Source organism: Parafrigoribacterium soli (assembly GCF_040227235.1).
Lineage (GTDB): Bacteria > Actinomycetota > Actinomycetes > Actinomycetales > Microbacteriaceae > Parafrigoribacterium_A > Parafrigoribacterium_A soli.
Genome location: NZ_JBELNZ010000003.1, coordinates 636936 through 647947, shown reverse-complemented (window position 1 = coordinate 647947; position 11012 = coordinate 636936). Strand labels below are relative to the sequence as shown.

The window sequence follows — 11012 nt, the reverse complement described above, 5'->3', positions numbered from 1 at the left end:
AGGAGACCTCCTAGAACGTGGTGTGTGATTACTCACAACCTAGGAGGTCTTCGCTATCTCACGACCCGAAAAGTGCCACCAACCTGCTGACCGAGTACAACTAGCCGATGTCCGCGGGCTCGACCGCTGGCACCGTGCCCGTCACGGGCCGGTTCCAGCCGGTGACCTTGCCGGGCTTCGCGAAGAAGAACACCAGGATGGCGCCGAGGATGGCGACGCTCGCGGGCAGCAGTAGCGACTCCTGCATGGCCTGAGTGAAGCCGGCGTGCAGGAACTCCGGCAGCGCACCGATCGCACCGAACTCGCTTCCACCTTTCGAGCCGCCCGGGGCCTTCGGCAGATCTGCCGTGAGGCGTGCCTGCATCAGCACCGCGATGGACGCACTGCCGAGCACGGCGCCGATCTGCCTGGTGGTGTTGTAGACCCCGGAGCCGGCCCCGGCATCCTTCGGTCTGAGGTTGCGGGTGGCTGTGGTGGAGATCGGCGCCCACATGCCCGCGTTGGCAAGGCCCATGACCGCACTCGGCAGCAGCAGCCAGCCGATCGCGATGTCGGGCGAGAGCAGGCTCGAATACCAGAACAGCGACGCCGCGAGCAGCAGCATGCCGACCACTGCGATGTTGCGCGGGTTGATGCGGTCGATGAGTCGACCGACGAACGGTGCGAGCGCGCCGGAGAGCAGAGCCATCGGCACGAGCATGAGCGCGGACTCCGTCGGCGTCAGGCCGCGCACCGTCTGGAAGAAGAACACGAGCGGCAGCGACATGCAGGTGATCGTGAAACCGACAGTGGTGATTGCCGCGTTGGCGAGCGAGAAGTTGCGGTCGCGGAACAGGCCGAGCGGCAGGAGCGGCTCGCCCCTGTTGAACGCCTGCCACACCACGAAGATCGCCAGCACGACGAGGCCGCCGATGATGAGACTCCACACGCTGATCGGGCCGACGATGGTTCCCCAGTTGTAGCTCTCGCCCTCCTGCAGGCCGAAGACGAGGAGGAACATCCCGATCGCACTGAGCACGACGCCGATGATGTCAAACCGGTGCTGGTGGGTGGTGAGCTTCGGCACGAGCCGCCAGGCCAGCACGAACGCGATGATGCCGACTGGAACGTTGATGAAGAAAATCCACTCCCATCCGAATCCATCGACGAGCACGCCGCCGAGGATCGGGCCGACGAGGGTGGCAACGCCTGCGGTTGCACCCCACAGACCCATGGCCGCGCCGCGACGCTCGGGCGGGAAGATGCGAGTGATCACCGCCATCGTCTGCGGGGTCATGAGCGCAGCACCGAAGCCCTGCACCACGCGCGCCGCGATGAGGATGGAGATGTCTCCCGAGAAGCCGCACCACGCGGAGGCGCCCGTGAACAGGACGAGGCCCAGCAGGTAGAGGTTCTTGGGGCCGAAGCGGTCACCGAGCCGCCCGGTGATGAGCAGCGGAACGGCGTAGGCGAGCAGGTAGGCGCTCGTCACCCAGATCACCGAGTTGATGTCGGTCTTGAGCCCGTCCATGATCGACGGGTTGGCGACCGACACGATGGTCGTGTCGATCAGGATCATGAAGAATCCGAGCACGAGTGCCCACAGAGCCGGCCACGGTTTGGCGACGGCCTCGCTATGCGTCTGCATTGTGTTCCTTAGCTTTAGTGTGCTTCGGCTGACCATTTTCCGGCCACGGGATGACATTGGTTCGAAGGTCTGCCAGGAGCTGTTCCAGCCAGCTCACTTCCGCAGCCTGAATGGCGCGCGTGTACGAGACGTCGAGCCAGTAGCGGCGGTCGAGTTCCCGCGTTTCGAGGTGACTCACGGCGTCTTCGGATTCGGCAAGCTGACCCTTCACCAGGCCGAGCCGAGTGTCGAGCAGCTCGATGACGATGTCGAGCGGGAGGTTGTGAGCCTCGCCGATGGCGAGCGGGAACGCCGGGTACTCGTTCACTGGCGTTGCCAGCATGCGCGCCACCTGCTGCGTCAGCTTCTCCCGGCCGCCCGCCGTGATCTCGTAGACGGTGCGCTCGGGTCTATTGCCCTCCCGCTCGGTCGCGCCCGACCGCACCATGCCGTGATCCTCAAGCCAATAGACGCAGTGATAGAGCGAGCCGCGACGCAGCTTGACCACCCGATCCTGACGGCGCTGCACGAAGGTCTGGTACATCTCATACGGATGCATCGGACGCTCGGCGAGCAGGGCGAGCGTGGCGATGCCGAGCGCTGTTGCTTCGCGACTGCCCACATCCGTTCCTCTCGCCCTCGGTTGGTTGGTCCGACCGAAATAGTCCAAGAGGACTATACGCGATTCCGACTGCGCGCCGCCGCAATATGTGCTCCGGTAGACTGGGCGGCATCCACCCCCTGACGAACTCTTTGGAGTTGTTGATGCCCACAATCGTCGTCGAGGTCATGCCCAAGGCCGAACTGCTCGACCCGCAGGGCAAGGCCGTGGCCGGCGCCCTCGCCCGGCTCGGCAAGACCGGTTTCACGGGCGTGCGCATCGGCAAGCGGTTCGAGGTGACGGTTGACGGGCCCGTGACGGATGCGGTGCTCGCCGAGGTGCGCACGCTCGCCGACGAGATGTTCTCCAACTCCGTGATCGAGGATGTCGTCGCCATCTCGGTCGACGGGTCCCCGGTCGACGCCGCGGTCGTCGCCTGATGCGCATCGGCGTCATCACCTTCCCCGGCTCGCTCGACGACCGCGACGCGCAACGCGCCGTGAGCCTCGCCGGCGCCGAGCCAGTCGCGCTCTGGCACGGCGATCACGACCTCGGCGGCGTCGACGCCATCGTGCTTCCCGGCGGCTTCAGCTACGGCGACTACCTCCGCTGTGGGGCGATCGCCGCGCACTCGCCGATCATGAGTGAGGTCATTGCCGCCGCAAACGCCGGTGTGCCCGTGCTCGGCATCTGCAACGGCTTCCAGATGCTCACCGAGGCGCACCTCCTGCCAGGCGGCCTCGTGCGCAACGACCACGGCACCTTCATCTGCCGCGACCAGGTGCTGCGCGTCGAGAACGCGTCAACCGCCTGGACGAACGAGTTCGAGACCGGCGCCGAGATCATCATCCCGCTCAAGAACGGCGAGGGCGGCTTCATCGCCTCGACCGAGGAGCTCGCACGCCTCGAGGGCGAGGGCCAGGTCGTCTTCCGCTACGTCGGCGTGAATCCGAACGGCTCGATGAACGACATCGCGGGAGTCTCGAATGCGCGAGGCAACGTCGTCGGCCTGATGCCGCATCCGGAGCACGCGACCGAGCCCGGCTTCGGCCCAGACACCGCGGATGCCATGCGCAGCGGCATAGACGGCCTCGCGTTCTTCACGAGCGCCGTTCGCGCACTCGCCGCCGTCTGATCGCTCGCTGACTGCCTCGCGGCGTTCAAACTTTTGACGGATGCCGGGTGTTCCACGCGCTGACAGGCTGGGATCGTGACCACAACTTTGAGCGCGCCCAGTCGCGTGACCCCACGCTCCTTCTACCGTGCTGTGTCCATTGCCGAGGCGGTGACCTGGACCCTTCTGATCGCCGGGATGCTGCTGAAGTACCTCACGCCCGTCGGCGGCCTTCCCCTGGTGATCGGCGGCTCCATCCACGGATTCGTCTTCCTCAGCTACGCCGTCACCGCGGCGCTCGTCGGCCTCAACCAGCGCTGGAGGGTCGGACAGATCGTGCTCGCGGTTGCGACCGCAATCGTGCCGTACGCCACCATCCCGTTCGACCGCTGGCTCGAGCGCACGGGCATGCTCGAGGGCGAGTGGCGCCTTGAGGCAACGGATGACCCGCGCGACAGGACTTGGATCGACCGACTCATGCGCTGGTTCCTGAACCACCCGCTCATCCTCGGCGTGATCCTCGTCGTTGCCATCGCCGTGGTGTTCACGGTGCTGGTCAGCCTCGGACCACCTACCGAGTGGGGTCGCTGACCCTTTCGCCGTCACGGTCCGCTGCGGCCTCGGGCAGCAGCACGCGCGTCACCGGCAACGCATCCGGATGCTCCTCCCGCAGCCAGGTGACCAACTGCTCACGCACCAGACAGCGCAGGTTCCACAGCGCGCCCGAGTCCTCGGCAGAGACGGTGCAGCGCACGCTGAGGTGCCCGCCGATCGCGTCGACGACGACCATGCTCGCCGAGCGGCCGTCCCACGAGTCTGAGCCCTGCAGGATCTCCATGAACTTCGTGCGCGCCTCCTCGATCGGGAAGCGCCAGTCGACGTCGAAGAAGACCGTGCCCATGATGAGCGCGCTGTTCCTCGTCCAGCTCTCGAACGGCTGCGTCGTGAAGTAGGTGCACGGCAGCACGAGCCTGCGCTCGTCCCAGACGTTCACCACGACATACGACAGCGTGATCTCGCCGATCTTGCCCCAGTTGCCCTCGATCACGACGACGTCGTCCACGCGGATGGCGTTGCTGAAGACGAGCTGGATCCCCGCGATCAGATTGCCGAGGGTCGACTGTGCGGCGAGACCGGCGATGATCGACACGATGCCGGCGGAGGCGAGCACGCTGGTGCCGACGGCGCGCACCTCGGGGAAGGAGAAGAGCACGACTCCCACGGCGACGATGCTGATGAGCACCGTGGTGAGGCGACGGAGAACGAGCAGTTGGGTGCGCATCCGTCGAATCTCGGGGAGCGTGGCGGTGACGACCGCCTCGCGGCCGAGCACCCGTCCGAAGCCGAACGAGGCGAGCCCCGCCACGAGCCATGCGCCCACGAGAATGATCGCGATGAAGAAGACACGAGACAGCGCCAGCCACCACGGGAATTCGGCCGGAGCGGTGAGGTTCGCCGCGATCCAGAGTGCGATGAGGAGCACGAGCACGAGGGTTCGGGGACGCAGCTTCAGGATGAGAGCGTGCACGGTCGGCGCGCGCTGCGCTGTGCTCGCGGCAAGCGCCCACAGCACCACCGCCACGAGCGCGACCACGACCGCCGCGATCGCCAGCGCGACCAGTGTGCCCAGCCAGTCGGTCCACTCGATCATGCGATTCTCCCCTCGAAGGCAATCAGACCAGCCTAGGGAGTTGACCCGGATGCGCCCAATGTCGCGAGACCGCTCGCGGTCGGCCCGCGACGAAGTCGACCCGTACCGCACCGGTAGAATCGGCATATCCCGGCACGCCCTCGAACCAGGAGCCATCGCCACGTGAGTCTGTCACCCTCTTCTTCGACCACCACTTCTGCTGCCGACACGTCTGTTGCCGACACTGTCGCGAACGCCACCGCCACCCCCGAGCGCGAGCAGCCCTACGCCGCACTCGGTCTCACCGAGAGCGAATACCTGAGCATCCGCGAGATCCTCGGCCGCCGCCCCACGAGCGGTGAACTCGCCATGTACTCGGTCATGTGGAGCGAGCACTGCTCCTACAAGAGCTCCAAGAAGTACCTGCGCCAGTTCGGCACGAAGACCACCGAGAAGATGCGCAAGAACCTCATGGTGGGCATGGGCGAGAACGCCGGTGTCGTGGATGTCGGCGAGGGTTGGGCGGTCACCTTCAAGGTCGAGTCGCACAACCACCCCTCCTTCATCGAGCCGTTCCAGGGGGCGGCGACCGGCGTCGGCGGCATCGTCCGCGACATCATCTCGATGGGCGCCCGCCCGGTCGCGGTGATGGACCAGCTGCGCTTCGGGGCGATCGACGACCCGGACACCGCCCGCGTGGTGCACGGCGTCGTCTCGGGAATCTCCTTCTACGGCAACTGCCTCGGCCTGCCGAACATCGGCGGCGAGACCTGGTTCGACCCGGTGTATCAGGGCAACCCGCTCGTCAACGCGCTCTCGGTCGGGGTGCTGCGCCACGAAGACCTGCACCTCGCGAACGCCCGGGGCGTGGGCAACAAGGTCGTGCTGTTCGGGGCTCGCACCGGTGGCGACGGCATCGGCGGAGCATCCATTCTGGCCTCGGATACCTTCAGCGAGGGTGGCCCGACCAAGCGCCCGGCCGTGCAGGTGGGCGACCCCTTCGCCGAGAAGGTGCTCATCGAGTGCTGCCTGGAGCTGTTCGCGGGCGAACTGGTGGAGGGCATCCAGGACCTGGGGGCCGCGGGCATCAGTTGCGCCACCTCGGAGCTCGCCTCGAACGGCGACGGCGGCATGTTCATCGAGCTCGACCGGGTGCTGCTGCGCGACCCGTCGCTCACCGCCGAGGAGATCCTCATGTCGGAGAGCCAGGAGCGCATGATGGCGGTCGTGACTCCCGAGAAGCTCGAGGGCTTCCTCGCGGTCACCGCCAAATGGGATGTCGAGACGAGCGTTTTGGGCGAGGTCACCGACACCGGTCGGCTGGTCATCAACTGGCACGGCGAGGAGATCGTCAACGTCGAGCCGCGCACGGTCGCGGTTGACGGGCCCGTGTACGACCGACCCGTTGCCTACCCGAGCTGGATCGACGCGCTGCAGGCGGATTCGGCGTCCAGGCTGCCGAGGGCGACCACGCCGGAGGAACTGCGCGAGCAGGCTCTCGCGCTGCTCGGCAGCGCCAACCTCGCCTCCAAGGACTGGGTGACCAACCAGTACGACCGCTACGTCGGCGGCAACACGGCGCTGAGTTTTCCGGATGACGGCGGCATGATCCGCGTCGACGAGGAGAGCGGACTCGGCTTCGCGATCGCGTCGGATGCCAACGGACGCTACTGCCAGCTCGACCCACGCCAGGGAGCGAAGCTCGCCCTCGCCGAGGCCTACCGAAACGTCGCCGTCACGGGCGCGACCCCGGTCGCCGTTTCGGACTGCCTCAACTTCGGCTCGCCCGAGAACCCCGAGGTGATGTGGCAGTTCAGCGAGGCCGTCGAGGGCATGTCAGACGGATGCCTCGAGCTCGAGATCCCCGTCACCGGCGGCAACGTCAGCTTCTACAACCAGACCGGTGACCAGCCGATTCACCCGACTCCGGTGGCCGCCGTGCTCGGCGTGATCCAGGATGTCGCGGCGCGCATCCCGAGCGGCTGGCAAGACGAGGGCAACAACATCTACCTGCTCGGCATCACTCGCGAGGAACTGGACGGCTCCGCGTGGGCCGGGGTGGTCCACGATCACCTGGGCGGACATCCGCCGCTCGTCGACTTCAAGGCCGAGGCCGCGCTCGCGGCACTCATCAGCGCGGGTGGCAGCCAGAGCATCCTCGCCTCCGCGCACGACCTCAGCGACGGCGGCCTCATTCAGGCCCTCGCCGAGGCGGTTCTGCGCTTCGGCGTCGGCGCTCGCGTGTGGATCACCGAGATCATGCAGCGCGACGGCGTGGACGCGACGACCGCACTGTTCAGCGAGTCCACCGGGCGGGTGATCGTGAGCGTGCCGCGTGAGGACGACGTGAAGTTCGTCGGCCTGTGCGAGGGCCGCGGCTACCCGGTGCTGCGCATCGGCGTGACGGATGCCTCGGCCGAAGCCGGCACGGGAGCCCTCGAGTTGCAGGACTACTTCACTATCCCCGTCGAGGAGCTGCGCCGCGCGCACCAGGGCACCCTGCCGCAGCACTTCGGTCCCGTCGTCGGCGCCTGATCCGCAGGTTGAGCCCGTCGAAACCCCCACGAGCAACAGCCTCACGTTCGTGACAGCTGCACGCCCCGGTCTCGACAAGCTCGACCAGCGAAGTGCGCGTTACTTGATCAGCGACCGCCGGTAGTCGAGAATCAGCACCGCCACGAGGATGCCGAAGGTCACGGCGACGTGCGGGATGAAGCCGGGCTGCATTACGGCGCCCACGAAGCACAGCGACAGCGCGAGATAGACGCAGGTCTGCAGCACCAGTCGCAGCGGAATGACCGCCGCGAAGAGAATCGCGAGCTCCGCTGTGCCGAACAACACCATCGGCAGGAGCAGGTTCTGGTTCCAGTCAGCGGAGTTCGGCTCCACATAGCCCACCGCGTAGACGAAGATCGCGTTCGGCAGCAGCGCGACGACCGCCAGAAGCTGAGCCCGGATGCGCCTCAGCCGCGAGCGGCGCACGGGCGGCGCGAGCAGCACTGAGCCGATGATCACGACGATGGCATACGCGACAAAGACCCACGCGCCGTAGGGATAGTACGCGAGCTGCTGCGGACACACATACCCGATCGCAACTCCGGGCGCGAGGCTGCACTGGTAGTGCAGCTGGTCGCGCACAAAACTCAGAAAGAGCGAACCGGATGCGGCTGCGCCGAACAGTCCCGCGAGCACATAGGCGAGCGCGAGTCCACGGCCACGGTCCTTCGGGGGAAGGGAACTCAGCGGCTTCGGCAGCGGGTCCATCGCGTAGTGGCGCGTGGTGGGGCGAGGGGTACTCATGCGCTGCCTTCGGGGTCGGGTGGCCGCGGCTGATCGGGTTGCGCCAACTGTACCGAGTTGCGCGCAACCAGTGTGCAACCACGAGGATGGGCTGCGCCACGCTGCCGCGATCACCGCGCGATGGGATACGGAGTCAGCGGCCGCGGTGCTTCTTGCGCGCTGCGGCGTTTTTGCGCTGCTGGGCGAACGCGGCGCCGGTGCCCGACCTGCCCGCCTTGGACTTCGCAGCCTGTTTCGCCGGCGACGTGGCCTGCTTCGACTTCGCGGCGGGCGCGTCACCCGATTCCGCGGGCGTGCGGGAACTGCGCGCGGTGCGACCGCGAACGATGCCGATGAACTCCTCGATGCGGGAGGCGAGCGGCTCGGACTGCGGGCCTGCGCGCCAGGCCACGGCGATCTGGGTCTCCGCGGCATCCGTCACCGGTCGTGCGACGAGATCCTTGCGACTCTGCAGCCGAGCGATCGAGTGCGGCACGATCAGGATGCCGACGCCAGCGGCAACCAGGTCGAAGTCCGCGCGTGAAAAGTTCGAGCCGGTCTTCACCTGCCCTGCCGCGAGGTCGGCGAGCACAAGGGAGTCGGCCGCCGCGATGGCGTGATCCTTCGCGGCGACGGCCACCGCGACCTCCCGGTAGAGGGGAATGACGTTGAGTCCGTGCGAGTCGATGGGCAGTCGCACGAAGCTGAGGTGGGCCCTGCCGTCGTGGAGCGCGACCACCTGCTCGCTCTCGGCGACCTCGGTGACCGCGAGTGGCGCATCCGGTCGCCTCTCGCGCCAGGCTCGCGTCCACTTGGTGAGGGTGACGCCGGGGACGAAGGCGATCGCGAGCTGGTCTGCCACCCCGTCGGCGGGCACCTCATCGACCGGATCGGTGGGGCCATCGCCGCGCATGCTCATCATTTCCCGCCGTCGATCGCGCGCTCGAGATGCGAACGCGTTTTCCACAGGCTAACGCAGCGGATACGCTGGCCGGATGAGCGAGCAGCGATCAGACCAGACGATGAAGCCCGAAACGGCGGCCAAGAAGCTGGCGATCTACCTGCCGGCCGCGCCCGCCGAGTTTCGAGAGTCACCGGTGAGTCGCGCGCAGTTGAACGCCCTCATCGCCGAGCCGCCGACCTGGCTGGTCGAGTTGCGGCGCACCGGGCCGCATCCACGCCCCGAGGTCGCCCGCAAGCTGGGCGTCTCCATCGCCGGGCTGGCGCGCGGGGGCGTCACCGAGCCCCTGACCACCGCGGAGATCTCCGAGTTGTTGAAGAGTCCGCCGCAGTGGCTCGTGACCGAGCGCTCGGTGCACGCCGCGGTGCAGGACGAGAACGCCCGGGTCAAGGCCGATCGCGCCGCGAAGGCGGAGCGGCGCGCGCGGGAGCAGTAGCGCGGCGGCGGGATTGCGGCACGTCCCGGTCACTTCGACAGGCTCAGTACGGCGCTCGACAAGCTCGACCAACGAAATGGGTCAGACCTCGAAGGTCTGGCCGATGTACTCCTCGGAGCGCGCCCACAGCGCGCGGCCGAGCACCTCTTCCTGGCTCACCCGGGCGGGCTTCACGAGCGAAGGCATCGGTGTGAACACGCGCGGTCCCCAGTATTGGCCGCCCTCGGCATCCGGATCTATCGCCGCTCGCACGATCGGCCACGCCGCCGTGTCCTTGCCGCGGGCGATGACGTAGAGGACGCCGAGTGCCCGTTGCAGCCCCGTCGGCTCGACGATTCCCGCGCGGAACGGGCTCTTCGCGTCCTGCGCGGCACCCGGATGCGCGACGAGCGCGGTCACCGGACTCTCGGATGCGCGCAGCCGACGATCCAGCTCGAAGCCGAAGGACTGCGTCGCGTGCTTGGACTGCCCGTAGGCGCGCCAGCTCGAGTAGTTCTTGGTGCTCTGCAGGTTGTCGAGGTCGATTCGGGTGAGGTGGGTCGAGCCGCTTCCCATCGTGACGACCCGGCTTCCGGGCGTCGCGCGCAGGGTGGGATAGAGGAGCGCCGTGAGCAGGAAGTGGCCGAGGTGGTTCGTGCCGAACATGAGCTCGTTGCCGTCGACGGTCTCCTGCCGCTCCTTGCTCGGCATGATCACGCCGGCGTTCTCGATAAGCGCGTCGATGCCTCCGAGTGCGGCGAGTTCCGCGGAGGCCGAGCGCACCGACGCGTAGGAGCCGAGGTCGAGGTGCACGAAGCCGACGTCTGCGCCGGGCGCGTGCCGTTCGATCGACGCGATGGCGACATCCGCCTTGGCCTTATTGCGGCCCGCGATGATCACCCGCGCGCCAGTGCCCGCCAGTTGCTCGCAGATGAAGTAGCCGATTCCGGATGCTCCACCGGTCACCACGAAGGTCTTGCCCGCCTGCGAGGGCAGGGCGATCGGGTCCCAGCTCACGCGTCTTCGGGCTCGTCGTCGACGACAGTCACGGCGCCGGTGCTCGCGATCTGCTCGTGCTGGTGAATCACCTCGGCCACGATGAAGTTGAGAAACTTCTCGCCGAAGGCCGGATCGAGGTGCGACTCGATGGCGAGGGCGCGCAACCGCCCGATCTGCTGGCGCTCGCGCTCGAGGTCTGCCGGGGGCATCCCGTTCGCCGCCTTGAGGTGGCCGACCTGCTGCGTGCACTTGAAGCGCTCGGCGAGCAGGTGGATGAGCGCGGCATCGATGTTGTCGATGCTGTTGCGCAGGCTGTGCAGCTGCGTTGCCGCGTCTGGCTCGCTCATGATGACCTCCCTCGTCGGCGGCACGTTCGTGCGCTACAAATCTAGGGCCTTTCGCGTGCA

Annotated in this window: 12 protein-coding genes; 5 read left to right on the top strand and 7 right to left on the bottom strand. The window is 67.3% G+C overall.

The features are described from left to right. Positions 1–100: 100 nt before the first annotated feature. Both ABUA37_RS11370 and ABUA37_RS11365 read right to left on the bottom strand, forming a co-directional pair. Entirely contained in the window at positions 101–1627 is a 1527-nt protein-coding gene (locus ABUA37_RS11370) for a DHA2 family efflux MFS transporter permease subunit (RefSeq protein ID WP_349899308.1), read from the bottom strand. Beyond that, a complete protein-coding gene (locus ABUA37_RS11365; protein WP_349899307.1) occupies positions 1614–2228 on the bottom strand; it encodes a PadR family transcriptional regulator in 615 nt (204 codons plus the stop codon). The genes ABUA37_RS11370 and ABUA37_RS11365 overlap by 14 nt, the downstream gene beginning before the upstream one ends. A gap of 143 nt (positions 2229–2371) precedes the next feature. On the opposite strand from ABUA37_RS11365, the gene purS reads away from it, so the two are divergent. From purS to ABUA37_RS11350, 3 genes are all read left to right on the top strand, one after another. Next, entirely contained in the window at positions 2372–2647 is a 276-nt protein-coding gene (purS, locus tag ABUA37_RS11360) for a phosphoribosylformylglycinamidine synthase subunit PurS (protein WP_349899306.1), read from the top strand. After that, the gene (gene purQ, locus ABUA37_RS11355; protein ID WP_349899305.1) at positions 2647–3342 is read left to right on the top strand and encodes a phosphoribosylformylglycinamidine synthase subunit PurQ; all 696 of its coding nucleotides are present in this window, start codon (positions 2647–2649) and stop codon (positions 3340–3342) included. Before purS ends, purQ begins: the two co-directional genes overlap by 1 nt. Before the next feature lie 75 nt (positions 3343–3417). Continuing rightward, positions 3418–3912, top strand: a complete 495-nt coding sequence (locus tag ABUA37_RS11350; protein ID WP_349899304.1) for a DUF3817 domain-containing protein — start codon at positions 3418–3420, stop codon at positions 3910–3912. On the opposite strand, the gene ABUA37_RS11345 is transcribed toward ABUA37_RS11350, so the two are convergent. Continuing rightward, positions 3893–4972 (bottom strand): mechanosensitive ion channel family protein, encoded by a 1080-nt coding sequence (locus ABUA37_RS11345; protein WP_349899303.1) that lies wholly within the window; start codon positions 4970–4972, stop codon positions 3893–3895. The two genes, ABUA37_RS11350 and ABUA37_RS11345, sit on opposite strands and share 20 nt — an antisense overlap. Positions 4973–5134: 162 nt before the next feature. Here ABUA37_RS11345 and purL point away from each other — a divergent pair, with 162 nt between their 5' ends. Then, the gene (purL, locus tag ABUA37_RS11340; RefSeq protein ID WP_349899302.1) at positions 5135–7486 is read left to right on the top strand and encodes a phosphoribosylformylglycinamidine synthase subunit PurL; all 2352 of its coding nucleotides are present in this window, start codon (positions 5135–5137) and stop codon (positions 7484–7486) included. Between the two features lie 99 nt (positions 7487–7585). Here the strand turns inward: purL and ABUA37_RS11335 are convergent, their stop codons facing one another. Further along, positions 7586–8251: a hypothetical protein gene (locus ABUA37_RS11335; protein ID WP_349899301.1), complete on the bottom strand. Its 666-nt coding sequence runs from the start codon at positions 8249–8251 to the stop codon at positions 7586–7588. A 133-nt stretch (positions 8252–8384) separates the two neighbouring features. Continuing rightward, positions 8385–9143, bottom strand: coding sequence for a LysR substrate-binding domain-containing protein (locus tag ABUA37_RS11330; protein WP_349899300.1), 759 nt, complete (start codon positions 9141–9143; stop codon positions 8385–8387). 82 nt (positions 9144–9225) lie between these two features. On the opposite strand from ABUA37_RS11330, the gene ABUA37_RS11325 reads away from it, so the two are divergent. Then, positions 9226–9627 carry a DUF5997 family protein gene (locus ABUA37_RS11325; protein WP_349899299.1) on the top strand — a complete coding sequence of 134 codons (402 nt, stop codon included), beginning with the start codon at positions 9226–9228 and terminating at the stop codon, positions 9625–9627. A gap of 81 nt (positions 9628–9708) precedes the next feature. Here ABUA37_RS11325 and ABUA37_RS11320 read toward each other — a convergent pair whose 3' ends face one another. Together ABUA37_RS11320 and ABUA37_RS11315 are read right to left on the bottom strand one after the other, a co-directional pair. Further along, a complete protein-coding gene (locus tag ABUA37_RS11320; RefSeq protein WP_349899298.1) occupies positions 9709–10623 on the bottom strand; it encodes an SDR family NAD(P)-dependent oxidoreductase in 915 nt (304 codons plus the stop codon). Next, positions 10620–10952, bottom strand: coding sequence for a chorismate mutase (locus tag ABUA37_RS11315; protein WP_349899297.1), 333 nt, complete (start codon positions 10950–10952; stop codon positions 10620–10622). Before ABUA37_RS11315 ends, ABUA37_RS11320 begins: the two co-directional genes overlap by 4 nt. Positions 10953–11012: the final 60 nt, after the last annotated feature.

Bases quoted from the DNA above. Each gene is read 5' to 3' on its own strand.
- ABUA37_RS11370 (WP_349899308.1), bottom strand. From the start codon at position 1,627: ATGCAGACGCATAGCGAGGCCGTCGCCAAACCGTGGCCGGCTCTGTGG.
- ABUA37_RS11345 (WP_349899303.1), bottom strand. From the start codon at position 4,972: ATGATCGAGTGGACCGACTGGCTGGGCACACTGGTCGCGCTGGCGATC.
- ABUA37_RS11315 (WP_349899297.1), bottom strand. From the start codon at position 10,952: ATGAGCGAGCCAGACGCGGCAACGCAGCTGCACAGCCTGCGCAACAGC.
- ABUA37_RS11330 (WP_349899300.1), bottom strand. From the start codon at position 9,143: ATGCGCGGCGATGGCCCCACCGATCCGGTCGATGAGGTGCCCGCCGAC.
- purS (WP_349899306.1), top strand. From the start codon at position 2,372: ATGCCCACAATCGTCGTCGAGGTCATGCCCAAGGCCGAACTGCTCGAC.
- purQ (WP_349899305.1), top strand. From the start codon at position 2,647: ATGCGCATCGGCGTCATCACCTTCCCCGGCTCGCTCGACGACCGCGAC.
- ABUA37_RS11335 (WP_349899301.1), bottom strand. From the start codon at position 8,251: ATGAGTACCCCTCGCCCCACCACGCGCCACTACGCGATGGACCCGCTG.
- ABUA37_RS11325 (WP_349899299.1), top strand. From the start codon at position 9,226: ATGAGCGAGCAGCGATCAGACCAGACGATGAAGCCCGAAACGGCGGCC.